This window comes from Auritidibacter sp. NML120636 (genome assembly GCF_003185945.1).
Taxonomy (GTDB): domain Bacteria; phylum Actinomycetota; class Actinomycetes; order Actinomycetales; family Micrococcaceae; genus Auritidibacter; species Auritidibacter ignavus.
This window is the reverse complement of the sequence record NZ_QHLO01000007.1, coordinates 58,048-84,911: the sequence shown is the minus strand read 5'-3', so window position 1 is coordinate 84,911 and position 26,864 is coordinate 58,048. Positions and strand designations below refer to the sequence as shown.

General features: G+C 60.0%; 8 protein-coding genes and 2 pseudogenes. 6 read left to right on the top strand and 4 right to left on the bottom strand.

Translation table 11 applies throughout. The features are described 5' to 3' along the window. Nucleotides 1–123: 123 nt before the first annotated feature. The 5 genes and pseudogenes from DCC25_RS07555 to DCC25_RS11925 all read left to right on the top strand — a co-directional run bounded on the left by DCC25_RS07555 (nucleotide 124) and on the right by DCC25_RS11925 (nucleotide 18,832). Nucleotides 124–3,189 carry a DEAD/DEAH box helicase gene (locus DCC25_RS07555; RefSeq protein WP_110101214.1) on the top strand — a complete coding sequence of 1,022 codons (3,066 nt, stop codon included), beginning with the start codon at nucleotides 124–126 and terminating at the stop codon, nucleotides 3,187–3,189. Next, nucleotides 3,189–7,835 carry a class I SAM-dependent DNA methyltransferase gene (locus tag DCC25_RS07550; protein WP_110101213.1) on the top strand — a complete coding sequence of 1,549 codons (4,647 nt, stop codon included), beginning with the start codon at nucleotides 3,189–3,191 and terminating at the stop codon, nucleotides 7,833–7,835. Before DCC25_RS07555 ends, DCC25_RS07550 begins: the two co-directional genes overlap by 1 nt. Beyond that, the gene (locus DCC25_RS07545) at nucleotides 7,832–14,275 is read left to right on the top strand and encodes a DEAD/DEAH box helicase (protein WP_110101212.1); all 6,444 of its coding nucleotides are present in this window, start codon (nucleotides 7,832–7,834) and stop codon (nucleotides 14,273–14,275) included. The genes DCC25_RS07550 and DCC25_RS07545 overlap by 4 nt, the downstream gene beginning before the upstream one ends. Beyond that, complete coding sequence (locus DCC25_RS07540; protein WP_110101211.1) at nucleotides 14,275–16,749, top strand: 3'-5' exonuclease; 2,475 nt, start codon at nucleotides 14,275–14,277, stop codon at nucleotides 16,747–16,749. The genes DCC25_RS07545 and DCC25_RS07540 overlap by 1 nt, the downstream gene beginning before the upstream one ends. A 402-nt stretch (nucleotides 16,750–17,151) precedes the next feature. Further along, nucleotides 17,152–18,832, top strand: a pseudogene (locus DCC25_RS11925) (IS1634 family transposase). Between the two features lie 72 nt (nucleotides 18,833–18,904). On the opposite strand, the gene DCC25_RS07530 reads toward DCC25_RS11925, so the two are convergent. From DCC25_RS07530 to DCC25_RS07515, 4 genes are read right to left on the bottom strand one after another with little or no spacing between them, the layout of a single operon-like run. Beyond that, on the bottom strand, nucleotides 18,905–20,077 hold the full coding sequence (locus DCC25_RS07530) for a Wadjet anti-phage system protein JetD domain-containing protein (RefSeq protein ID WP_110101210.1): 1,173 nt from the start codon (nucleotides 20,075–20,077) through the stop codon (nucleotides 18,905–18,907). Beyond that, on the bottom strand, nucleotides 20,074–23,484 hold the full coding sequence (locus DCC25_RS07525; protein ID WP_110101209.1) for an ATP-binding protein: 3,411 nt from the start codon (nucleotides 23,482–23,484) through the stop codon (nucleotides 20,074–20,076). Before DCC25_RS07525 ends, DCC25_RS07530 begins: the two co-directional genes overlap by 4 nt. After that, a complete protein-coding gene (locus DCC25_RS07520; RefSeq protein ID WP_110101208.1) occupies nucleotides 23,481–24,068 on the bottom strand; it encodes a DUF4194 domain-containing protein in 588 nt (195 codons plus the stop codon). The genes DCC25_RS07525 and DCC25_RS07520 overlap by 4 nt, the downstream gene beginning before the upstream one ends. A 13-nt stretch (nucleotides 24,069–24,081) precedes the next feature. Then, the gene (locus DCC25_RS07515) at nucleotides 24,082–25,533 is read right to left on the bottom strand and encodes a DUF3375 domain-containing protein (RefSeq protein WP_110101207.1); all 1,452 of its coding nucleotides are present in this window, start codon (nucleotides 25,531–25,533) and stop codon (nucleotides 24,082–24,084) included. Between the two features lie 214 nt (nucleotides 25,534–25,747). Between DCC25_RS07515 and DCC25_RS07510 the strand changes: the two are divergent. Then, nucleotides 25,748–26,745, top strand: a pseudogene (locus tag DCC25_RS07510) (IS481 family transposase); the annotation flags it as partial. Nucleotides 26,746–26,864: the final 119 nt, after the last annotated feature.

Below are 26,864 nucleotides of genomic sequence, written 5' to 3'. Positions count from 1 at the left end.
CGACTGCGAAATCCACTACCCTAGCCATAGTTGCGAGTTTCTGCGCGTACCTATGGCTCCTGCGCCGACCGAGAGCTTGCTTCCAGTGCACTGGCGGTAGCGGGGGAAGAGGAGGTTTCTACGATGACGGCACAGCCTGAACTTGCTGATTCTTCAAACGGCGGTCTGCCAGCCTCGGCACAATCCTCCTCCCAAACGAATATCGCCCCGGGCAGCATCGTCTTAGTCCGCGATGAAGAATGGCTCGTCACCGACGTCCGCACCGTCTACGAACGTGCCAACCATCGGGAGCTCGTCCCCACAAAACCGGCCAACCGGATTGACGTTGTCGGAGTTTCGGAACTCGTCCGGGACATGACCGCCACGTTCTTCGATTCGATCGACCACGTCCAAGTCCTTGACCCGCGAAAAGCTCCCCTTATGCACGACGCGAGTCCCCAGTTCCGGGACTCCCGCCTGTGGCTCGAAGCTGCCCTGAGCAAAACCGCCCTGCCGGCAGAACTCGCCGAACCGACCCTGTCGGACGGCATGCTGATCGATGTCAAGGACTACCAGCAGACGCCCGTCCGCAAAATCCTTGACCCTGCAAACCTTCGCCCGCGGATCCTTCTGGCAGACGCAGTGGGCCTGGGCAAAACCATCGAAATCGGCCTCATCCTGTCCGAACTCATCCGCCGCGGCCGTGGCGAACGGATCCTGATCGTCACCCCGAAACATGTGCTGGAGCAGATGCAGCACGAAATGTGGACGAAGTTCGCCATCCCCTTTATCCGCTTGGACTCGCAGGGTATCCAGGCCATCCGCCGCAAACTGCCCGCCACCCGCAACCCCTTCGCGTACTTCAAACGCGTCATCATCTCGATCGACACCCTGAAGTCCGACCGCTACATGGCGCACCTGCGCCGCCACACGTGGGATGCCGTCGTCATCGACGAATCTCACAACGTCACCAACCAGTCGACACTCAACAACCGCCTGGCCTCAGTCCTGTCAGCGCAGACGGACGCTCTCATCCTGGCTTCGGCCACCCCGCACAACGGCAAGAAGGAATCTTTCGCCGAACTTATCCGCCTGCTCGAACCCACCGCGGTCCTGCCCGGCGGTGACATCGACAAGACGATGCTGGACCGCCTGGTTGTCCGCCGCCACCGCTACTCCGACGATGTCCGGCGCGAAGTCGGCGCCGACTGGGCCGAACGCGAAGAACCCCGCGCCATCCACGTTCCCGCAAGCCTCAAGGAAAACGAACTCGCCCGCGAACTCGACGAAGTCTGGCTCCACCCGCAAGGTTCCAGCCCCTATTCGGGTGAACGCAGCGCACTGTTCCCCTGGACCCTGGCGAAGGCATTCCTGTCCAGCCCAACGGCCCTGCTCGAAACTGTCACCAACCGCCTTGCCCGCTTGCCCAAGCCGGGCGAAGCTGCCGCTGATTCACCGCGCCGCGGCACTACGGCCGCCGACCCCGAAGCCGTTGAACGCGAACGGCGCGCACTGGGCCGTCTGCAGCAGCAGGCTCAGGAACTCGAAGACGAAGTCGCCGCCAACCGCGCGGCCAAGAAGCCGCAGACCGGCAAGTACGGTGCGCTCCTGAACTACCTGAAGGAAATCGGCATCAGCTCCCGCGGTGAAACTCGCGCAGTCGTGTTCGCTGAGCGGGTTGCCACTCTGGAATCGCTGCAGGAAAACCTCAAAACCGACCTCAAACTCCGCAAGAACCAGGTCGGAATTCTGCACGGCGGTCTGTCGGATGAAGAACAGCAGGACATTGTCGACTCCTTCAAGAGGGCCAATTCGCCGCTGCGCGTTTTGGTCACCGGCGATGTCGCCTCAGAAGGTGTGAACCTCCATTCGCAATGCCACCACCTGGTGCACTACGACATCCCGTGGTCGCTTATCCGCATTAAACAGCGCAACGGCCGTATTGACCGCTACGGCCAAACTCAACCACCGCAGATCACCACGCTTGTACTCGACCCTGACACCGAGGGCTTTGCCGGTGACATTCGGGTGCTCAAGAAGCTCATTGAAAAGGAAAACCAGGCCCACAAGGCTCTGGGCGATGCGGCAGCTCTCATGGGCCGCTACACGGCAGAAGCCGAAGAACGCGCTATCCGCGAAGCACTTGATCGCCGCGAAGACATCGACACCGTCATCCCAGATGTCGATGACGCCGACTTTGATGACTTCTTCAGCATCTTCGACGACGACTCCGACGCAGACCTCAACAATCCCGACAGCTCCGCCACCTCCCAGCCCGAAGCTCCGCGCAGCTCCAACGGCCTGTACGTCTATGACCGCGCGGTCGATTTCCTGCGGGATTCACTGGCCTCTGTCTACAACGACAAGCAGTTCGAACCGCTGGCCTCCGATGGGGCCGGCGGGGGAGTCGGCTGGGTCGAACACCCCAATCAGTCGATGGCTGAACTCCAGCCGCCGCACGACCTCATGCGCCGCCTGGAAGCACTTCCCCAGTCGTACCGCACTGAACGCGACATCAAGAACCGCTTCCTGGTTGCCACCAGCAAAGATAAGGGCCGGCAGTCCGTTGACGAAGCCCGCAATGACCCCAATTCCACTAGCCTGTGGCCCGCTGCCCACTTCCTGGGCCCGCTGCACCCGCTGCTGGAATGGTCAGCTGATCGTGCTCTTTCGGGTTTTGAAAAACGAGGCGGAATCTACGCGGTCACGGGCACCGTTGAGGAACCGCACGTGCTCATGCAGGCGGCACTGCTCAATGAACGCGGACTCACGGTATCGCTCATGTACCGCGATCTCGTGTTCCCCAAAGACTTGGGCTTGGCGCTTCAGCAAGAGGTCGCACGGGTGGAGGACTTCCTGCGCGAAACCGGTATTGCTGAGGCCCGATCGAACGCCGGGACGATTGACCTGTCCGACTACCAGCCGCTCGTTGCGCAGGCCTTCGACACGATGAACAGCGAAGTCAAAAACCTCACCGACGCTGCTGCACAGCACGCCGAACAGCGCGTGCGAGATTGGATGGAGCAGACGGGCCAGTGGCGCCAAGCCGCGCTTGAATTCAACCAGACGCAGACGCTCAAACAGCGCACTCACCGCGTGGTTGACCAGGAAACACTCATCAGTCAGATGAAGCCCAGCCGCACACTGATCCGACCGCTGGTGCTTGTCGTTCCGCAATCAGCCGCTGACCGTTCAGAGAGGAACGCCTGATGGAAGAAATCACCGTAGTCCAGGACTTCATGAGCGATGACTTCTTCACCTCCGGCGCTTCCAAACAGTCCTTCCAAAAGTTCGTGAAGGAACTGCGGGAACAGTTCGACGCAGAAGATACCCCGACACCGCTGTCGCGGTGGTCGGGTGAGCGCGGGCAGCTTCTGGGCAAGCTCATGCGCCTGGAGGGCGCAGGATCAGACGCTGTCATCGACTTCTACCGGGACCTGCTTGACCTGCTGGGCTACTTCACCGGGCAGTTCAGCATTGAAACCCCGCAGAACGCGGACGGTTCAGAAGCTCCCTACCTGGAAGTCCGGGGCGGTTCGGTTGAGTCGCTGCACACGCTCATTGTGTTTGCTACCCCGCAGGATGACGTTGAAGCGCTACTCGACAAGCACGCCGCCACCCTGCTTGAACCCATGCACCTGCCGGTCGAAGACTCCGAAAGAACCGAGGACTTCGATTCGGCCGGAGCGTTCCTGTCTCAGCGTTTTGCTGAAGACAACGCCCCTGCTTTTGCTCTGGTGCTGGCCGGCAAATACGCGCTGCTGACAGAACAGCAGAGGTGGCAGGAAGGCCGCTATGTGGCCATTGACTTAAGCCTGCTGTTTGAGCGCAATGACACCAAGAAGAATGGTGCGGTTGACCGCTTCTTCGCACTGGCTTCCGCCGCAGCGCTCGCCCCGAATGCCGATGAGTCCATTTGGTTCAGCGGCGTGCTGGAAGAGTCCGTGAAGTTCACGGAATCCGTGTCGGACGATCTGCGCGAAGCTGTCCGCGAGTCCATTGAAATCATTGCCAACGATGTTGTGCGCAGGCGGCGGGAACAGGGGCTCGAACCCTTGCCGCAGTCCGAAGCGCAGGAACTGGCAAAAGAAGCCCTGCGCTTTCTCTACCGCATTCTGTTCCTGCTGTATTCGGAAGCGTCCCCGGAACTCGAGGTTGTGCCCGCCGGCACCGCCGAGTACCAGGCGGGCTACAGCTTGGACCGTCTTCGTGATCTCACCTTGGTGCCCATTACGAAATCCGGCAGCGGCACTCACCTGTACGACTCCCTGGCCGTTCTGTTCCGCCTGATTCAGGACGGACACAACGAACTGCGCACAGAGGACCCCGCAGAGGCCGATTCCGAAGGTCTTGTGTTCCATTCCCTCGAAGCTGACCTGTTCAGCCGCGAGGCCACCAAGTACATCGACCAGGTTGGGCTCAGCAACGAACAGCTGCAGAACGTGCTGTCGCGCCTGCTCATGACAAAGGAAACAGGCAAGCGCGACCGCGGCTTCATCAGCTACGCGGAACTCGGCATCAACCAGCTGGGCAGGGTCTACGAAGGGCTCATGTCCTACACGGGCTTCTTTGCCGAAACCGACCTCTACGAAGTCGCGCCCGATGGCAAAGCGGACAAAGGTTCGTGGGTTGTTCCCGTCAGCGAAGCCGAAGAGATCGAACAGAAGCACTTCGTCACCTACGAAGACTCTGTGACGGGTGAACGGCGCAAGGTTCTGCACCCGCAGGGCAGCTTCGTGTTCCGTCTGTCAGGCCGGGAACGCCAGCAGTCAGCCTCCTACTACACACCGGAAGTACTGACCCGCTTCACCGTGTCGCAGGCACTCGAAGAGCTCATCACTGATGACATGAGTGCGGAGGACATTCTGCAGCTCACGGTGTGCGAACCCGCCCTGGGCTCCGGAGCCTTCGCTCTGGAGGCCGTTAATCAGCTGGCCCAGGCCTACCTCAAGCGCCGTCAGGATGAGCTGGGCCAGAAGATCGATCCGGGCGACTATCCGGCACAGCTGCAGAGGACGAAGGCGTACATTGCCCTGCACAATGTGTACGGCGTTGACCTCAATTCGACAGCTGTGGAACTGGCCGAAATCACCCTGTGGCTGGGCACCATGGTCAAAGGCCTGGCTGCACCGTGGTTTGGACTGCGCCTGCTCCGCGGCAATTCGCTCATCGGCGCTCGCCGGTCGACATACACCAAGGCACAGATTGAAGCGAAAGACTGGTTGAAGCAGTCACCCACCAGGGTGCCGATGAGTGACACCCGAATACCGGGAACCGTGTACCAGTTCCTGCTGCCCGGTGCCGGCTGGGGTGCTGCGGCCGATTCCACAGAGGGCAAGAAGCTTGCACCGGAGGCGGTCAAAGCTCTGCGTGCATGGCGAAACTCCACCCGGAAGAAGCTGACAAAAGCGCACGTGGAACGGCTGCGAGCACTGTCGGAGCGGGTCGACACGCTGTGGGAATTTTCTCTGCGCAGGCTCCTGATTGCCGAAGCAGAAATGCGGCGGACCGTACCCCTGTGGGGTCGCGACGAGACCCTGCCAGGATCGACAGTTACGCGAGCGCAAGTCGAAGAGGCCCTGCAGGATGCAAATGGTTCCTACCAGCGGCTTCGCCGTGTAATGGATGCCTGGTGTGCTCTGTGGTTCTGGCCGCTGACAGAAACAGCTGCGCAGCCGCCCACGGTTGATGAATGGCTTGATGGCTTGGAACAGCTGCTGGGAACGCCCTTTGAGCGTCGTAGGTATGTAACCGCTGCTTGGAAGCGTGGGCAGTCGATGCTCGATGAGGACATCAACTGGGATGCTCTGGGCGATGCCGAATACAACGACAGGGTGTACGCCGGAGCAGTCGCTGATGTCGCCGGTTACGTCGAGCAGACCCCGTGGTTGCAGCGTGCAGAGCAGATTGCGCAGCAGCACGGTTTCTTCCACTGGGAACTCGACTTCGCCACCGTGTTCAGTCGCGGCGGCTTTGACCTGCAGGTGGGTAACCCGCCGTGGGTACGACCGACCCTCGATGCCGAAGCTCTACTGGCCGAGTTCGATGTGTGGTGGACGCTTGCACACAAACCATCCGAGGCCGCCAAGAACGAACGTAGGACGAAGACCCTGGAAGTTCAAGGTGCTCAAGAATTTGTGACCGATGGTTCAACCGACGTCGTCTGTATGGCGGAATTCGTCAGGAATGTGACGACTTATCCGTTGATTTCGGGCACCCAACCGGATCTCTTTCGTTGCTTCATGGAACAGACGTGGAAACACGTCAGCGCTGCTGGAATTGTGGGACTCATTCATAAAGAATCTCACTTCACGGACGAGAAAGCTTTAGCGCTTCGAAGTGAATCGTATCTCCGACTGCGGAGGCATTGGCAATTCGAGAATAGGCTCAATCTGTTTGAAATTGAAAGCCACAAAACCTTCGGAGTGAACATTTATGGTTCAGCAGATGTACCAAATTTTGTCCAGGCTGTGAACCTATACCACCCAGATACAGTTATGCGCTCATTCTTGCACGATGGTACCGGTAAAGAACCCGGACTGAAGACCCCTGAAGGTCATTGGGATCTGCGGCCTCACGCAAACCGCATAGTCCGTGTGGACCGCAGCACGCTGGTGCAATGGCAGAAGTTCCACGGCAATGAAGACCAGAGCGCCGCGTCTCCAGCCATGGTGTACTCCTCTAACCGGTCAGCGGAGTCGGTACTCGAGAAACTCGCGGGTGCATCACGTGTCGGTGAGCTGCAGCCCATGTTCAGTGCTGGCTGGCATGAAAGCTCGGCGCGTCGCGAAGGGCGTTTCATCCTTGAATGGGGTGAGCCTGACTCCTGGAAAGATGTCATCCTGCAAGGCCCTCATCTGCATGTCGCTGACCCGTTCTATAAACAGCCCAACCAGTCAATGCGCAACAACCTTGACTGGTCGGATGTCGATCTGGAACAGCTGCCGCCTGATGCAATTCCCGTGACGGCGTACAAACCCGTGCGCGACGGCCTGTACGACTCGTCCTACACCCATTGGGAAGTGGACGGCGAGCGCGTGTCCGCTCGTGACTTCTACCGCGTTGCGTGGCGCCGAATGGCGGCAAACTCCGGGGAGCGGACGCTGATGTCAGCGATCATTCCTCCTGGAGCTTCACACATAGATGGTGTCTTCGCTATAGCCTTTGGTCCAGTGCAAGTGGAGTATCTAATAGCCGCTAACGCAGTTATGGCAAGTTTGATCGCTGACTTCATGATTAGGGCGGCTGCAAAAGACAACATTTTTAGGGCTCAGATTGAGTCGTTGCCGTTTCCGAAGTTTTCGCCTGGTATTTTTTGTGCAATGGCGTTGCGCGTCCTTCGTCTTAACTGTCTGACAGATGGATACGCAGAGCTGTGGAATGAAGCAGCGCCACTCATCTCTTCCGACGACAGGTGGACCTGTTCTCAGCGCTTTTCAGAGTCTGTTCATCTCGGTGACGTGTCATCCACGTGGACTCCCGCATCACCTCTCCGGCTGGCCGCTGATCGTTATCAGGCGCAGGTCGAAACTGATGCACTCGTTGCACTCAGCCTCGGCATTACGGCTGACGAACTGTGCACTGTGTACCGCACGCAGTTCCCCGTGCTCTACGGATATGACCAAGGACGGGGCCAGGGCGCGCGGTGGTATGACGCCAATGGGCGATTGGTCCCCGGGGATGTGCTCAAGGCCTGGGAGAAATTGGGCGATAGCGCGAGTTCTGATGACCTCACGGCAACGAATGCTCAGGGCGTCACCTATGAGTACGTGCCGCCGTTCATCACCCTGGACAGGGAAGAGGACATGCGCACGGCCTATGCGGAATTTGAGCGTCGCTTTGGGGATGAACTGTGAGCCAGCTGCTGCCCACCCTCCAAGTGCAGACCATCCAGGATTCTCTGCGGGACTACTTGACGACCACCTTCGGGCTGGCGGATTCAGCAGCACAGCACGCTTTGGAAGAGTTCCTCACGGAAGAACAGTCGGGCATTTTCCGCGGGCCGTACATTCGCACTCGCACCCCGTTCAAACCGAGCGCACGCACCGACAATCCGCTCGACATTACGCCGGGTAAACATACGCCCTACGGCCACCAGGCAGAAGCCTTCGCTCGCCTGTCCACTCGGGGCCTCGCACCGCACGAACGCCCCAAGCCCACCCTCGTGACCACCGGCACGGGTTCGGGTAAAACAGAGTCCTTCCTCTACCCGATCCTCGACCACGTGGTCCGCCACAAACGCGCGGGCGGGGCAGGCATCAGCGCGCTCATCCTGTACCCCATGAACGCTCTAGCCACCGACCAGGCCCAGCGCTTGGCACAGATGATCACCACCGACCCTCAGTTCCAGGGCATCCGCGCGGCAATCTACACGGGTGAAACCGGGGATTCTGAACGTTCGGCCGTAACAGCAGACGGACTCATCAACGTCCGAGAAGCCATTCGCGGTAACCCGCCGGACATCCTGCTGACCAACTACAAGATGCTCAACCAGCTGCTGCTGCGCCAAGCCGATGCGCGCCTGTGGGAAGAAAGCGCTCTGTCGCTGCAGTACTTGGTGCTCGATGAATTCCACACCTATGACGGTGCCCAGGGCACCGACGTGTCCATGCTGTTGCGCCGACTGGGTCTCAAACTCAAGAAACACTGGCCGGATAGCGACCCTCGGATTACCGATGATCACCGGCAGCGGCCGTTGGGCAGGGTGACACCCGTTGCGACCTCGGCGACCATGGGAGACAACGCCGGACCAGACGACATTCTGCGCTTTGCCCACACCGTGTTCGGCGAAGAGTTCAGCCCCGACGCTGTCGTGACAGAATCCCGCTACTCGGTGGCCGAATGGGCCGACCTCCCTGGTGCGGAGTTGACCGCACAGCAGAAGCAGTTGGAGGCCGCTGATTTCGATTCACTCAACCTCGGTGCGGCCCTCGAATGGATTGCTCGGGGCGAAAACCACGAAGACCGCGCACTGCGGGCACTGGCAACTACGTTCCGGCTGAAGCGGGCGAGCGCAGAAACCACACTGGCAGCACCGGATGCCGGCGAATGGAACAATATTTACTCCACCCTTGGTGATGATTCCGCGCAGTGGCTCAGTACTGTCAAGCGCAATGCGTGGTTGGGGCAGCTCTACGACCAGACGCGCTCGGCAGTGCACATTCGCGATCTTGCCCACGCACTCATTCCCAGCGCTCGCCGCACAACCGGCAATGTGTACGAATACGTGGCGCTGGTTGTTGCGGGGCTCAGTCTGGTGCGCAGCCGGGAAAAACTCACCGCTCCCACTGTCGATGTACACCTGTGGGTGAGGGCGCTCAGCCGTATTGACCGCGAAATCAGTCTGCAGCCGGCATTCCGCTGGTTCGACGACGGTGCAGCGGACGACACCGCAGCGCAGGTTCTGCCCGCCCAGTACTGTCGCAACTGTGGGCGCTCCGGGTGGGCGGCCATGCGCAGTCCAGAGAGCGAACTCAAACTCGCAGCGGCAGATTCCGACGCGAGTATTCGCCGCGAAGCCGTGCGCGGTTCCAGTGCGGTGCGCACACTCATCCTGGCTGAAGCCGAGGCCGCGGAATTCCGTGAACATGACGGTGATGACGCTTACCAGCATGAACGTCTGTGGGGCTACCGTGTGGAGACCCGTGACTTCATCAAAGCCGAAGATGTCTTCGGGTTGACTGTCAGTGATGAATACGCGGCGGAACTTGATGAAGGACTCATCGTGCCCGTGCTTCGCTTTGACGGCAAGGAGGCTGATGAACGCTCACAGTCTGACACCTGCCCGGCCTGCGGTGAACGTGACGCCATCCGGTTCCTGGGAGCGGCTGTGGCAACCATGCTGTCAGTTGCCCTGTCGACCGTGTTCGGTGAACACGAACTCGATGCTGACGAAAAGAAGACCCTCGTCTTTGCTGACTCCGTGCAGGATGCCGCCCACCGGGCCGGTTTTGTCGAATCGCGTTCGCACACTCTGACGCTGCGCGCAGCCATGGCCCACGCTGCTGGTGATGGCATCAGGCTGAGTGACTTGGCTGCCGCCATGGCAGATGCTGCCCAGACGGCAAGCGAACGCTACAGGCTTCTGCCGCCGGAAATGACGGGCGATCGTTTCCCCAAGATTGCCGACTGGTGGCGACGACCGCACTCACCTGCCCGCCAGGGCCGCCGCCAGGTGGAAAAGCGCCTGGAGTTCGACGCCGCACTCGAATTCGGACTGCAGGCCCGCTACGGCCGCACACTCGAAACAACAGGTGCGCTGTCCGCGCTCGTATCCCTGCCCGAAGGCACACTCGACGCTGTTGACGAGCTGTTCACCGTCGATGCCGTTCAGGCAGCTGCTGAGTTCGACGATGACTTCTTCAGTGACCCTGTTCGCCGTGAAGCGTGGGTGCGCGGCGTGCTCCACCACATGCGCACGAGCGGTGCCATCAACCACGAATGGCTCGATAAGTACAAGAGCAACAGGGGAGCGCGCATCTGGATTTGGGGCAAGCGCCGCCGCAAGGACGGAATGCCCGCCTTCCCACGCGGTCGCAGCGCGCCAGCTTTCCCCACCGTTGGCATCAAGGGCAGCAGCACGGAATCTGCTTTTGAACCTGCCGACAGCCCAGCCGGTTGGTACGCCCGCTACACCGCGAAGGTTCTGGGCGTATCAAAATCTCACGGTGCCGTGCTCGCCCGGGACCTCCTCGCCAAACTCACCTCGGTGGGCTTGCTGACCTGTATCACCGTGGAAAACGGCGATGGCCGCGTCTACGGGCTTGAACCTGACAACATCGGACTCATCCTGCCTGACGGGCCCGCGCCGCGGCTCATCTGTTCGGTGTGCCGCACCGACTTCCCCATTGCAGAAGAAGGCGCGAAAGCACTCGAGGGCACACCGTGTCTGCTGGTGAGCTGCTCCGGTCAACTGGAGCGCAACGATATCGGCCCCAACTTCTACCGGGGCCTGTACCGGGGCGGAAACCTGTCAAGGATCGTTGCGCGTGAACACTCGAGCATCCTCAGCGACAAAACCCGCCGCGAATATGAAGACGGCTTCAAAGGCAGTGCGGACAATCCGGCAGCCCCCAATGTTCTGGTGGCCACACCGACGCTTGAGATGGGCATCGACATCGGCGATCTTTCCAGCGTCATGCTTGCCTCATTGCCCAGAACCGTTGCGTCCTATGTGCAGCGCGTGGGCCGTGCTGGTCGTCTGACTGGTAATGCGCTGAACCTGGCGTTCGTCACTGGGCGCGGCCGTGAGCTTGCAACACTGAACAACCCCGAGAGCATCATCAACGGCGCTGTTGTTCCGCCGGCCACGTACCTGGATGCTGTCGAAATCATCAAACGCCAATACCTGGCCTACCTGTGCGACCTCATCGCCGATGACGGTACCGCCGTGGAACCACAGACAGCCCTCGACCTCTTTTCTGCCGGAGAAAAACCCTCACAGTATTTGATGGCTCTTGCACAGAAGAACACTCACAACGGGCCCGAACACGTCGATGAGTTCCTGAACAGCCTGGACGGCTTCGTCCGTGAAGCGGCTGAAGAGCTACGTCAATGGGCCACAGTGAATGATGCCCAAGAATCCGGGCTGACCTCAGCACTATGGAAAGCACGCGGTCGCTACACCGACGAACGCGAACAGCTGGAACGCAGGCTCAGGGAAATCTCTGCGAGCCTGCCAGACCTTGAAAGAGCAGGTGCCGTAGGCGACGACGAAGACAAGCGAGCCTTCCGTCAAGCCCGAGCGGCACAGCGGGCAGCCGAAAAAGCGCTACGTAGCCATGACTACTGGATCAGTGCCCTTGAACTGGAAGGTCTGCTTCCCAACTACACGCTGTTGGACGACACAACAGAACTCGATGTCAGTGTCCGCTGGAGCAACGAACAGCGCGGCGAAGTCGAATACCAAAGCGACTCCTTCACAATTGAGCGGGGCACAAGCCTGGCCATTCGCGACTTCGCCCCGGGCGCCACCTTCTACGGGCAGGGAATGGCCATTCGCGTGGACGCGGTCGACTTCGGCATCGACGAATCCGACGTCTACACCCTCAGCCTGTGCCCCGAGTGCGGCTACACCCACGATTCACGCACCTCAGATATGACAATGCGCGAATGTCCACGATGCTGCAGCCAGGGCATTGCCGACGCGGGCCAGCGCGTGCCGGCGCTCGCCCTTCGCAAGGTCTTGGCGATGGTCAACCGCGACGAAGCACGCATTTCCGACCGCGATGACGACCGTCGACAGCGCACTTTTGAAATCCGCGCGCTAGCTGACATTGACAAGTCCAAGGCACAGCGCGTGTGGTACACCGACGGCTACGACTTCGGTGCGGCCTACCTGAGTTCCGTTGCCGTTCGGACCGTTAACTTCGGTGCACGTGCCAGCGGACGACCGCTGATGGTCAGCAGTGAAGAGGTCAAAAGTGTTGGCTTCACCGTCTGCGAAGGCTGCGGTCAGCTGGACAGCATGGCAAACGAAAACAAACCCACCGACCACAGGCCGTGGTGTGCGTACCGAAAGACCTTGACCGAAAACAATCGCACGCTCGTGCTGACCCACACCCTCTATACCCAGGGCGCGCTGCTGCGCTTGCCTGAAGCGCTGCTGGTGGGGGACTCCTACGCAGTGCCCAGCCTCGAAGCAGCCATCCGCTTGGGCCTGACCCAGCGATTGGGCGGTGAACCCACCCACATTGGGATCCTGCGCACAGAAGCACCGCAAACTGAGGGCGGTGTGGTATCCGCTCTGCTGCTGCACGACCAAGTGCCCGGCGGAACCGGATACCTGGCGGAACTGGCCGAACCGGCAAACGTCTGGAAGATCCTGTGGGACGCGTGGCAAACCGTTCGCAGCTGCGCCTGCAAGACCGACAGCGTCAACGCGTGCTCCAACTGCATCCTCCCGTTCGAACACCCAGGCCAAATGGTCAGCCGAGCAAGCGCCGAACGAGCTCTCGAACTGATCCTCACCGCCGGACGCAGCTCCATGCCCGGTCCGGAAGACGTGTGGGAGACAACGGAAGAAGAACCAGAAAAGGCAAGCTTCGCCTCGGTCCTTGAGGGGCGGCTCTTCCAGGTGTTCCGGGAGCGGATGCAGAAAGCCGGCATGGACGTGCGCGAAACCGTTGACCACAGCGGACTTAGCCGACTGACTCTGTCACGGCCCGGGATTGCGCTGGAGTGGACACTCAAACCGCAGCCGCAAGTCGACGGTGTGACAAAACCCGACTTCGAACTGAGCTGCAATGTGCCGAAGGTCCCGTCGATCTACATCTACACCGACGGTTTCGGATATCACGCTATCCACAGCCATCAACGGCTTGCGGACGATGCCGCGAAACGAGCCTACCTGCGCGGGCAGGGTCACGCTGTTGTGTCACTAACACACGACGATGTCGAAACGGCAGCTGTCGGGCGGCAAGCAGATATGCCGGAGTGGTTCTCGCCGAAGGTGGAAGCGAAGATCATCCACGATAAGCGCATCGACTGGACAACCCGCACAACCGAGCTGTTGCGCAACCCGATGGAATATCTGTTGCGGTTGGTGCTCGACATGCGCAGCGTCGGTGCCGACGAACTCATCCCGCGCGAATACACGTACGTGGGCCGGTGGGCTCCCATGTTCTTCATCCGCAAAGCCGTAGACGTCGATGCCGAACGCGGCCTGTACACGGCGCTCATGGAAGCCATGACCTCCGGGGACGCTCCAGCGGGGAATGACCAGGTGTCGGTGTGGAAGAGCGGGCCCTTGTCCGTCATGGTGCAGCCTCCCACCGCATCTCACTCCAGCCCGACGATCGCCGCGCTGCTCGATGACCGTGACTACGGGGCGGAAGGCTTTATGGAGGCGTGGAAGACCTGGCTGCACTTGAGCAACTTGCTCAACTTCCGACAGCTGAGCGACGGCGAAGCGACCATTGCGACCGTCACCCAGCAGCAGAGCGTTGACGCCGTGCCCAGCCGACGTCCCGATGTTCAGCGGGCTGCCGGTATCGAGGTTGAAAGTGCGGTTCCGCAGTGGGCGAGGGTGCTCGATGATGACCTGCTGGGAGACAGCGAACGACAGCTGTTGGGCGAACTCGCCCAACACCCGGGAACGCCGGTACCTGACATCGGTGAAGAGTCCGCCGGAGGCATCCCGATGGACTTCAGCTGGAGTGAACAGAAAGTCGTCGTGCTGTTCGAACCGGAAGACGAAGACATCGCTGACCTCACGGACGAAGGGTGGACGGTCGTCAAACCCACGGTGGAGGACATCGTGGCTACATTGCTCGTCAATAGTGGAGGGGACAGCTGATGGCGTTTACGCTGCACACGAGTGCGCTCAAAGTCGACGGTTCCATCAAGTCGCGCGTGCTCGACTTCATTGGGAAGCTCAACAGCGACCCAACCGGTGTGGGCTTGCATATTGAGCCGATTCACCATTCGCGGGACAAGCGGGTTCGCACCGGGCGGGTCAATGTTTTTTGGCGAGCCGTCCTGTTCAAACTCAATGAAAACGGCGGCACCCACTGGCTGATCTACGGCTTCTTCCCCCACGACAAGGCCATTGAGCTGGCCAAGAAGATCACCCTGGACTTCAACCCCGTCAGCGGTGTGTCCGAAATTCACGTGGTCGACAAAGTCGATCACGAAGAATTCGACGCTCAGCTCAGCGCGCAGAAGGAGCAGGACCCGGTTGAATGTGCCCCTGTTGCGGGTGCGCCTTCTGCTGGTGCTCCCGTTGTGGAGTCGGGTGCGGAAGCCGGTGCGGATGTTCCTCCCGGTACCGCGGAACCCTCTGCCGAGGTGCCCGCGGCCGGACCACACGATGTTGTCTTCGGTGATAAACCCCTGGCTGAAACCTTGGGCGCTCTCACCGACGAACAGCTGCGCGACCAGCTGGGACTGAGTCCCAAATACATTGCCGAAGCCCGCGCTGTCAGCAGCGTCGATGCTCTGCTGACAGTCCTCGATCGCGTCAGCGCGCCGGAATGGCAGGCCGATGCACTGCTCGATCTGGCCGCCGGATTGAGTATCGATGAAGTGCAGGAAAAGCTCGGCATCGCGGGGTCTGCCGGCGCGGATGCTGCAGCAGATGATGCTCGTGATGACGACGAAAGACTGCTCGAAGGTCTGCGCGCACCCGCCGCGCGTCTGACATTCGCTGACTTCGGCGACGACCAAGAAGAGCTGCGCCGTGTATTCGAAGACAACGATTTCAGTGCTTGGCGAGTGTTCCTTCACCCAGAACAGCGGCGATACGCCAGGCAGAACTACAACGGCCCCTTCCGACTCACCGGCGGTGCCGGGACCGGCAAAACAGTCGTCCTCGTGCACCGGGCAGTCCGCCTTGCCTACGGCAAAGGCGAGGGGATCTACGGACAAGGCTCCGATGCAATCGGAGTCGGAACTCCACCTCGTGTGGTGCTGACGACCTTCACATCGACACTGGCGGACAGCCTTGTCGAACAAGTGCAGAAATTCGACCCGGTCCCCCCGCGAGCAAGCGGGCTCGGGCAGGACGGCATGCACATCAAGCACGTGGATGCGCTCGTGAGTGAAGTGCTTATAAACGCAGAGGAAGACGAACTCGCGCTGGCTGCGCAAAGCGTGCTCGGCACCGCGCGGACAACCGTGATTCAGCGTCGCGCCGACAACAAAGACGAACTGTGGCAGCGCGTGGCAACCATGTACGCCGAACAGCTGCCCGAACGCGGCAGCGACGAGGAGTTCCTGCGGGACGAATACCAGCAGATTGTGCTTCCCAATGGCATTACCGAACGCAAGGAGTATCTGAGGGTCAGGCGGCCCAACAGGAGAGTGCGGCTCAGCCGCGGCCAGCGCGACGCAGTGTGGGATGCCTTCGAGGCATACCGCGCACAGGGGTCGGGGGCAGAGTCTGTCAGCTGGGAGGAATCGCGGCACATCGCGGCCGCGGTTCTGGCTGCCCGCGCACGTGCAGTCGATGTCCCCGGGGCTGGAGCAGCGCAGCGGCGCGGCGGATATGTGGCCGACCATGTGCTGATCGACGAAGGACAAGACCTCACGCCGGGCGCCTGGATATTCTTGCGCGCACTGGCGCCCGAAGGCCGCAACGACATGTTCCTGGCCGAAGACGCCCACCAGCGGATCTACGGCAAACCGATCGTGCTGTCCCGCATGGGCATTCAGATTGTGGGACGTTCGCGACGGCTGACACTGAACTACCGAACCACGCGCAAGATTCTGAACTTCGCCATGCAAATTCTCGAAGGCCATACATTCGTTGACAGCGACGGTGACGCCGCAACGCTGCACGGGTACAGGTCTGTCCGCGACGGATACTCCCCGAAGGTACAGGGCTTTGCCACACCGGATGAAGAAGCCGAACACATTGGGCAGCTGGTGCGCTCGTGGCTCGAATACGCCCAGCAGGAAGGTCACCGGCCCGAAGAAATGGGCATCCTGGTGCGCAACACCCGGCAGCAGGCCGACATTGTGCGCAGACTCGGCGAAGCAGGCATCACCGTCAAGAGCGCAGACCGCGGAAAGATGCCGACCGGCGCACCCGTTGTCCTCACCATGCACCGGGCAAAGGGGACAGAGTTCGTCAACGTTGTCCTCATGGGGGTTGGCGAAGACGTCATCCCCGCAAAGATGCTCCGCCGGATGACATCAGAAGAAGCACGCGAAGACTTCCTGCTGCGTGAACGCTCGCTTCTCTACGTCGCAGCAACCCGCGCTCGCGACAACCTGTACGTCACCTACGTGGGCAAACAGAGCCCGATGCTGCCTGTTGGCGAGGAGTAAGCGCGGTCCGGCTGAAGTTGGAGCGTTTATCCCACACTTTCCAAGTGCGCAGGGGCGCCGTTGAAGTTCTGTCCCGTGGTTTGAGTCAGCTGGCAATTACGACTATTAGAAAACATGTCATGAAACGGCAAAAGTGCGATAGCGCTCTGTGGCTCTAGCGGGTTGGAGCCACAGCAGGATCTAGTCCAGTTTTTCGGCTGGGTCAACCAGATAAAAATGATCAGAATTGCGTAAGCACTCTAAAGCTGGTGTGCGTTTGGTGACCACTCGCTTAGCTTTTCCGTTTGTGTTCACGGTCCAGTCCCACTCCTGACTTAGCGCACGTGAGTGTGGTTTCGGGGTCCGTGGGGCTGTGACCTGGGGTTTTGTCTTTCGGAATGGTGGTTTTGGGACACTAATCGTGTGGTATTTGTGAGGAAGGTCCGGACTGCTTCAGGGGCGACTGCGGTTCAGGTCGTAGAAAAGCGTCGTGGGAAACTGCGGGTGATCAAGCATGTGGGCTCAGCGCATACCGATGCTGAGCTTGGCCTGCTGATGGATCGTGCCGACGAGATCTTGGTTGGCGATCAGGGAGTGCTCGATCTTGGGATCGAGGATGCGGTGAGGCAGGAATCAGTGTTGCCAGGTCCTGGGAGACAGTCCCAGCTTCTGGAGCCTGCGCACACTGTCGAGGGTCCGCCGGTGGTGAGTCGGCCGCGCACGATCGGGGCGGTGTCGGATGTGTTGTGGTTCACACTGGAAGCGGCGTATACGAACCTGGGTTTCGACGTGGTCGGTGATGAGGTGTTCAAGCAGGTGGTGCTGGCCAGGCTGGTAGAGCCGACCTCGAAGCGCGATACGGTCCGGGTGCTGACCGAACTCGGGGTGCCGGCCCCGCACGTGTCAACGATCTATCGGCATCTGGCCAGGGCTCAGGAGAAGAAGTACCGGGGTGCGATTGCGTCGAAGTGCTTTGCTCACTGTCTCAGCGACGGTGATGTCAGCTTGGTGATGTACGACGTGACGACCCTGTATTTCGAAGCCGAGCACGAAGACGGACTACGCAAAGTTGGATACTCCAAAGAACGGCGCGTGGATCCTCAGATCGTCGTTGGTCTGCTGGTGGATCGGACCGGGTTCCCGCTAGAGATCGGTTGCTTTGAGGGCAACAAAGCAGAAACGAAGACGCTGCTGGAGATCATCGAGCGTTTCCAGACCCGCCATGGTATCGCTGACATGGTCGTCGTCGCTGGTGCTGGGATGCTCTTAGCAGCCAACCTCAAAGAGCTCGATGAGGCCGGTCTGCGGTTCATCGTCGGCTCCAAAGTAACGAAAGCACCCAACGATTTGGCCTCACATTTCCGGTGGCACGGGGATGGGTTCACCGACGGGCAGATCGTCGACACCGTCACTCCACGCTATGGCAAAACGGCCACCAACGACGTTCTGCTGCGCGAGGAACCAGCGTGGAATCCAGAACCAGATGGGCAAGGACTGGCGGGCAGTATGGGCATTCTCACGCAAACGAGCGCTACGGGATCAGCAGACCCTGAACCTCCAGGCCTACCGTGCTCAAGAGATCATCGACGGGCAACGCCAAGTGAGGTCCGCGAGGTTCGTCAAGACCACAGCAGCCGGGCGGAAACTCGACGAAGCCGCGCTCAACCGGGCTCGCCGCCTGGTCGGACTCAAGGGCTACGTCACGAACATCCCCGCCACGATCATGCCCGCCAAGGAGATCATCAGCTCCTATCACGACCTGTGGCAGGTCGAGCAGTCCTTCCGAATGTCGAAGTCCGACCTTGCAGCCCGGCCGATCTTCCACCACACCCGCAACGCGATCGAAGCCCACCTGACCATCGTGTTCACCACACTTGCCATCGCCCGCCACATGCAAGCCAGGACAGGACTGTCGCTAAAGCAAATCATCACCACGCTGCGGCCCATCCACGCCGCGCTCATCGAGACCAACGGAAAGATCGTGAAGATCCCCGCCCGCATCCCAGACAACGCCGCAAGAATTAACCCAAATCAAGGCAGAACCGGGACACTAAACAAATGCGCTAAGTCAGGTCCGAGGTGCCGGGTCGGCTGGGCCTTGTGAGTGTGCAGCTGTTGGAGGGGTGCTGGTCTGCATTAAAGCGTGAGTCTGGCCTCTAGAACCCCGCTCCAACCCCTACTGAGCCCAGCGGTAGTCAAGCCTTTGCAACGCCCACGCCCAGTTGATGCGTTCCTGTTCCAAACGCACATTGCTACCCAGCCGGTCCGACACTAAATCGTCGTACAGGGCTCGCTCCGTTGGGGTTAAATTCTCCAAATACGCATTCGTCGGTGCAGGCTCAGAACCCCACAATTTGCGGTGCGCTTCCAGGGTGTCTTCATCCATTAACACTGATTCAGCTTGCGGCAGCTGTGTTCGCACCCCGTGCAGAATGCTGAATCCGTGTGTATCCACATCGCCCCAATACAACACATCCGATCCCGCAAAAAAAGCGAGTGTTTGGCTGCGCTGACTCTCAAAACCCTTGCCCCACACCACGGCCCCATCGGCGGGTACGGGAACCGTGAGGAACGTAATTTCGTTCTCCACAATCAGGGCGATGTCCGGTACAAAACCAAAATCGGACATCTGATCCGCTCGAAGAGTGAACTCATCCACACCGGGTACCGGGGAACGCACAGGGTCTACCCGCATGCGCACATACGCAGGCTTTGTCGCCAAGCCCAATGCCTGCTCAAACTTGCCCTTAGTGGCAGTCACCCCGAGCATTTCCGCCAACGGTCGTCGGTTGGACTCCACGAACTTCGTATCCACCCCGGCCGCATCCACCTGCCGCAAATAGCGGTCTGAACCCCGCACCGTATCCAACCACTCGTACGCTGCCAACACCTGCGGCCACTCCGCTGCCAACCGCAGCGCCTCCAGTGGACGGCGCAAAACCCATTGCCAGGGAGCCCCCAACTGCCACTTTTTCGTCACCGACAACAACTCATCAAAGGCGGCAACATCCCGGCCGACCGACAGAAGCTCCCAAGCCTGATCGAACCGACTGATCACGGCCCTGTGAGGGACCGAGTTCGCACCTACCGCACCCCGACCCCCAACAGACTTAAGTTCGAGGTCGTAGTGAGCTCCACCTCGTGAATCGTGGGAAAGGTCAGAAGACCAGGCACGCCATTCGTCCCAGCGGGAGGCGAGCTCAGCGGAAGTCGGCCCGCCCAGGGGCACTGTGATTACCGGGAAGTCCTCACCCAGGGCGTAGGCGCGCAGCAGCGACCCGTCTTTCCAGCGGCGCTGCACCGCGGTGCGGATGTCTTGCGGGGTTTTCCAAGCGCGGACTCGACTCACACCGAACCCCCGGGCTTCGAGCCGCCACCGGAGTCGGCCATGTTGTTGTAGTACTGCTCGATGGTCATGGTCAGCAGCCGAGAATTATCGCCGCCTACGTTGTCGACGAAGCCGATGCTCTTGACGTACGGGGCGATGATGTGGACCTTCTGCAGCGGCGTGACAATCAGCAGCTGCAGGCCCAGTTTGCGGAACAGGTCCAAGGCATAGCGGGTCGAAGAATCCGAACCTCGGCCAAAAGCCTCATCAATCACGGCAAAGCGGAAGTCCTTAGACTTCGCAGCACCCCACTTCAGGTCGAATTGGTAGGCAAGCGAAGCGGCGAGGATCGTGTACGCCAGTTTTTCCTTCTGCCCTCCGGACTTGCCGTCAGAATCGCGGAAGTGCTCCCATTCCTCATCAGTTTCATGATCGCGCTCGGATGCTGAGAACGTAAACCAATTGCGCACGTCGGTAACACGGGCCGTCCATGTCTTGTCGGCGTCTGTGTGACCCTCGCGGCCCTTGAATCGCTCGATGATCGCCCGCACATCCTGGAAACGCTGCTCGGAGTACAGGGAGGAATCGTCGTTGTCGCTGACTTCGGCGGTAACATCACGCAGATCACTGCGGAACTTGCGCACATCCTGGTTGATGGTGGCGGACTTCTCCAGACGAATGTAGCGGCCTTCATTGAAGTCCACGGCTGACAGGGCCTCGTTGATCTTGCCGATTCGCACGTCGATTTCGTCCGCCTGCCGGCGGAGCCAACTGGAAAAACCAGCAATTTCGCGAATCGCGTTGGTGTTCAGCTGCTCCTTAAACTCCGTTTTGAACCGCGGGAGGTCGTCATTTTTCACCCGTGAGTGGAATTCGCGGTAGGCATTGCGCGCGTCCACGCTGACGTCCAGTTCCGTGGTTTCTGCAGGGAACTGTTCGCGCACATTGCCCATCTGCGTCAGCAGCGTTGTGGTGTGGCCGTTGATCTTCTCCTGCGCCGATTCAATGTCCTTCGCAATCGCACTGACTGTCGAGGCTTGGAGTTCGTCTGCCTGTTCAACGGACGCGATGTGCTTAGGCACCCGGGCCTGGAGATCCTCGAAGGATTCTTGGGCTCTCTCGAAAGTGCCTGCTGCGAGGATTTCACGGTCACGTTCTAGCGCTGAACGCTCCTGGTCCAAGCGCATTTCGAGGGTCGTTGCATTCCGGGCAACATCATCTAGCGCGGCCTCGTTTTCCTTAATCTGCTGTTCCACGAACTCAAAGCTGCGAGTGATCTCCGCCAGCTCTGAGGAACCGTTCTCCAGACGCTCAATCTCAGCTTCAGCAGCTTGCGCACGGGCGCTAGCTGATTCCCAATCGACTTCATCCCACGAGTCAAAGTCCAGAACCGCACGCAGAGCTTCGGACTGAGTTTGGACTTCTGCCTGCCTGGTCTTAAGCCGTTCCCGCGTCTCATTCAGCTGCGACTGACGTTGGTACTGTTCTTGGATTTCACGAAGCAGAGCTTCTTGTTTGCGCTCGCTGACCCGACCCAAGACCCAAGCGCGTGGATCGTCAACACGACGCCGGTCGTCTTTTTCGTGACGGTCGCGCGAACGCACTTGGCCCTCACGCGTGACCGCGCGCTGCGCTCCGCGAAATTCCTCAACGGTGTTCGCACACAGGTGGTCAGCGCGGGACTCTACCTCGCTCTTCAAATAGGCGCGGAAGGGCGAATCCTCGATCTCGATCGTGTCCGCAAGTCGCAGACCAGCCGAAGGCTTGCGCTGCAGCGGCACGTGCCGATCCGGTACACGTTCATACACCAGACGCACACCCGTGGTGCGGCCACCGCGACCCGAGGTCTGCAAACGGGTTCTGTTCACCCATTCGGCAACCGCGGGGTAGTGTGCCTGCGGAACCAACATCGACAAGGCGAAGTTTCTAAGCACACGTTCAGCGGCGCCTCGCCATTCTTCGAACTCTTCGGCAACATCCAGAAGCTCACCCGCAAAGGGGAGCTCGTCTTCAGCAATTCCGGTGGCAGTACTGAGCTGTTCACGGATATCCAGCAGGTTGCTGGGCAGGTTGTTCCGGCGGGCGTCCAGACTTTCCAGTTCGCGTCTGGTTTCGCTTTCATGCTCGGTGAGCAGCAGCTTTTCGGCTTCGATGGCCGAACGTTTCTTATCAAGTTCGGTGGCCTCTGGCTCCAGCACCGCCCGTCGGTCTTGAGCCTTGCCGGGCATCTGGTTGAAATCAGCCTGCGTTCTAACCTCAGCCAAGCCTGCATTCTGCAGTTTTACCTGCAGACGTTGGTTTCGAGCGTGGCGCTGCTTTTGCTGTTCACGCGCAGACGCAGCCTTGTGCCGCAGGGTCTCCAGGCGCTCGCCACCAGCCGAGGCACGCGCCGCGATGAGATTGTCACGTTCAGCAGACAGCTTGTCGCGGGTTTCCCGCTTCGCCGCCAACTGCTGGTTGACGGTGGTGAGATCAGCTTCCAACTGCTCGATACTGGCAGTTCGCAGCGTCGCGCGTATGTCGGAAAAGAACACGTCCACAGCGTCGCGCTGCTTAGCAAAATTGTCTTTCTTGGCAACCACGGCGTCGTATTTATCCGCGTTTTCCACCAGAGGGGTCAGCAACTCCAATTGTTCCTGGGCTCGCTGCACGGCCTGGTATGCGTTTTCAAGATCATCGAAGTGGTCGATGATCTGCCGGATCCGACCACCAGCGTCGGTGGGCTCGAGCATATGTGTGCGCACAAACTCGTTGAGATCCCCCACGGCCTTCATTGACACCGTCTGCTGGAACAAGTCCATGGCCTGCTCTGACCGGATGCTCAGAAGCCTGCGCATGCGGCGGGCGTAGCTCGGGAAAGTGTCGTCAACAGCGACGTCTTTCTTCCGCAGATTGCGCAGCAGGTCGTTGATATCGGTGCCGAAGCCTGAAAAGTCATCCAGGATAGTCAGCCGCTTGGGTGCTGAGAAGAACCGTCGCCACGGCTGGCCCGTTGAATCGCGCTGTTGGAACACCTGGGCCAGGGTCACAGTTTCGCCGTATCCCTCGTTGGTGAAGGTCCCCAGAATCACCGAATACGCATTGTGACCGCGCAGCGCAACTGGGCGAGACGTGCCGGTTTGTTCGTCGCGCTCAGATTTGTAGTGGCCCTCAACGTAGCTGCGCAAACTGCGCTCACGCCTACCGGCACCTGCGGCCTTGTTGTATTCAATCGTGTGCGAAGGCAACAGCAAGGTGCTTACAGCATCGACAATCGTCGACTTTCCACTGCCGATATCACCTGTCAGCAGCGCCGTTTCACCATTCGGGTACAAGTAGCTGACGTGGTTGTCGAACGTACCCCAGTTGCACAGTTCAATCCGTTCAAGTCTGTAGCCAGGTTTGCCCGTCGCCTCAACTTCAACTGCGGAGAACAGACCTTCGCTCATTGTCCACCCTGGTTCAGTACGGACTTATATTCGTCCAGCTTCTGCGCAAAATCAGACAGCGTCTGCGCATCGACGTAGGCCTTCAGAATTCGGCGGACTTCCCAGACATCGTTTTCACCGCGCAATTTGCGCAGAAAACCGAGCTTCTCGATCCTGCCTATGCTCTGGTCGATGTTGTTGATGATCCGGGCTTCGTCAGAAGAGTCAGCCAGAAAGACCCGGAGCGAATCAACGACGTCATCCCGATCCACCGCCAGGCGGCCCTGATCACCGTGGGATTCAAATTCCACCAAGCGCCTGCGCAGCAACACTAGCAGCAGGGAATCGTTGTAGGGAAGTTTGCGGCGTGTGATCAAACGGGGGAGTGGTTCTTCACCCTCCCGTTCTTCCTGCATGCGCAGATAGGCGTAGCCCTCGTTTTCATCGACCACAACATCCAGGCCGATGGTGTTGAAATGATCGCGCACCGGAGCGGGGTTCTTCATAAGCTCACGCCAGACGTCTTCTGCAGTTTCCTGGTACACCACACCGCGCATCAGGGCGATGATGCTGCGCGCCGCCGCTGTTTCCTCGGGAGTTCTCATGGCTGTAGTGTCCTCAAGATCTGGTCACCTTAATCTGTGCAAGCCGCACCTGGTACGTGAGTTCGTCATCCTGGGCTTCAATGGTCGATTCAACATCGTCGTTGATATTCACCTGAACATCCTCAGCCGGCAGGGACAGATAGCCGATGAGTTCGCTCACGCCCTGTTCTATCGGGTACATCTGCACAATGTCGTCCAGCAGCGCCGATTCGCCCTGCGGGATGATCGCGGCCAGCTGGCTCAAGAGTTTCGTCTGGTCAACAAAGACCTGCGACGTAAGCGCAGTGGTGTCGACGTTTTCGGCCTCGCTGGGTTGTAGGAGACTGTCGACCTCGGCGGTTGGACGCACGTCATACAGTGGGCGTTCCAACGGCAAAGCAACATCAATGCCCGGGACATCGACTTCGATGCCAACGGGAGAGTCCTTCTTCGGCGCTTGCGTACGGACATCGACGGCATGGCGCTCGATGTCTTTTACCAGTTCCAGAACCCTGCGGTTTTCCACCCAGATTTGGTCATCCAGGAATCTGCGAAACTGTTCAGATATCTGGCGCACCGTCTGCTGAGTGCGCTCAGCGGCATCCGCCCAGTCGTGATGGATAGTGCGCAACCGGCTATCTGTCTGTATCTGGGCAAGTTCCGACACGCGGCCAAGCAGCTCCGACAGTTCTTCTTGTCTGGCCTCCGACAACAGCAGGTCATAAAACGCCTGAAAGCTGCGGCCCTGATCCGAACTATCGATATTGGCCCTGGTCGACACCAGTTCATCCAACAGTTCGCCGCGGCTGCCCTGCCACGTGGCGATCTTTTCTCGAGCACTCCGATCCAACGAACGGAAGTTTTCCTCCACCTGTCGAAAGTCCGCCAACAGTTCCCTGGCGGTGGACGTGAACTGCTGATACCGATCCCTCAGCCTGGTGCCATCGAGCATGCCAAACTGCGGGTCCTCGTCAATCTGGCGAATCTCGCGGTCAATTGAATCGCGGCGCCGTTTGAGTTCCGCAATACGTTCCTCAGGATCTTCTTCCGAACCCATCGAGATCTGCCGCAGCAGCTCTACAATCGTCTGCAGCCTCGACTCGGTGGCCACAAACGGGCGCACCTGCAGGCCGAGCACCCACGAATACGCCTTCTCCAGCGCAGGCGTGGCGTCGTAGTGAAGCTCGTCAGAATCCACCGGGTAGAACCTGCGCAGCCAACCGGAATCGTCTGCCGCCCAATCCTCTAAATAATCCGTCGGGTCCTTGGGGTATGGCGCTGGTTCGTCAAGGCTGAAGGCCTGGTCATTCAGCCCGTAGAGCTCGTCATCCAGCGCACCCGCAAGTGTGCTGGCGGCCGTCGCCCCGTGGTTTTCCTCGATGAAATGCCGACCCAAGAACGACAAAATCAAGGGCGCGTTCTGCGCGCGCAGCAGCTTCCACGCGGGGTTCAGACGGCGCAGCCGGTCGATCTGTTCGGTATCCATAACGCTCCAAGGTTAGCCGGGAAATAAGGGGGATAACAAGGGATGAGGTGGCGGCTCCTCCCGGGGCCTCTCCGACCCGTTCTCACGCGGCTCGCCATAGTCTGTGGCCTAGCTGTAGTTCCTCGACACGTTGTGAACGGTCGGTGACCTCAGCGGAGACCTCCGATATCGATGTGGGTAACCACACTCACGAATCGATAAACGGAGGTCTCCTATGGTTCACCGTAGGTCACCGCTGACCCCTGAGGGAAGACGACGCATCGTAGCCCTGGTCATCGAGGATGGGTGGTCCCAGCGTCGGGTCGCTGAACGCTTCCAGGTCTGCCCAGCCACAGTCAGCAAATGGGCCAAACGCCACCGGGAGGGCCACGGGCTTAACGACCGCTCTAGCCGCCCTCACTACAGCCCCCGGCGTCTGCCTCAGCGTGCTGAGCGGGGCATCATCGCACTGCGGTTCACCAGGCAGTGGGGCCCTCACCGGATCGGCGCGCACCTGGGCATCCCCCGCTCCACGGTGGGACGGGTGCTCACCCGGTACCGGATGCCGTCCCTGGAGTGGATCGATCAGGCCACCGGGCTGCCAGTACGCCGCCCGGCTACGAACAGGTACGAAGCCCGCGCCCCAGGTGAACTGGTGCATGTAGATATCAAGAAGCTGGGCAAGATCCCTGATGGTGGCGGCTGGCGAGTCCACGGCAGAGGCTCATCCCAAGCGTTGAAAGCACTGGCCAAGACGCAGAAGGATGCCGCCCAGGGCGCTGCCCCGGGCCGGGGATACCGGTACCTGCATCACGCTGTCGATGACTACTCCCGGGTGGTCTACTCCGAGATTCTCGATGATGAGCGCAAGCACACCGCCGCCGAGTTCTGGAAACGAGCACGTGCCTTCTTCCACACCATCGGCGTCGAAGTCACCGCAGTAATGACAGATAACGGTTCCTGCTACCGCTCAGGCGAGTTCAAACAGGCCCCGGGGTGACGGGATTAAGCACAAACGCACTAAGCCCCTATAGGCCCCAGACCAACGGCAAAGTCGAACGCTTCAACCGGACCCTGATGAAGGAATGGGCCTACGCCCGCCCCTACACCAGCGAATCAGCCCGAGAAGCCTCTTACGAAGCCTTCCTCCACCACTACAATCATCACCGAACCCACACCCCCATCAGAGGCGCTGTGCCCTCAGAGCGTGTTCACAACCTCACGGGGAACTACACTTCGAGTGACTCGGTGCCTGATGCGACGGTACCGATGGCGGAAACACCGCCGGCGACGCCGCCGTCGCCGACATCACCGCCACCCCCGAACGTAGCCCCGCAACAACCCGACTACGG

Excerpts from the sequence above, each read along its gene's own strand:
- DCC25_RS07555 (WP_110101214.1), top strand. The coding sequence starts at position 124 with ATGACGGCACAGCCTGAACTTGCTGATTCTTCAAACGGCGGTCTGCCA.
- DCC25_RS07550 (WP_110101213.1), top strand. The coding sequence starts at position 3,189 with ATGGAAGAAATCACCGTAGTCCAGGACTTCATGAGCGATGACTTCTTC.
- DCC25_RS07540 (WP_110101211.1), top strand. The coding sequence starts at position 14,275 with ATGGCGTTTACGCTGCACACGAGTGCGCTCAAAGTCGACGGTTCCATC.
- DCC25_RS07525 (WP_110101209.1), bottom strand. The coding sequence starts at position 23,484 with ATGAGCGAAGGTCTGTTCTCCGCAGTTGAAGTTGAGGCGACGGGCAAA.
- DCC25_RS07520 (WP_110101208.1), bottom strand. The coding sequence starts at position 24,068 with ATGAGAACTCCCGAGGAAACAGCGGCGGCGCGCAGCATCATCGCCCTG.
- DCC25_RS07515 (WP_110101207.1), bottom strand. The coding sequence starts at position 25,533 with ATGGATACCGAACAGATCGACCGGCTGCGCCGTCTGAACCCCGCGTGG.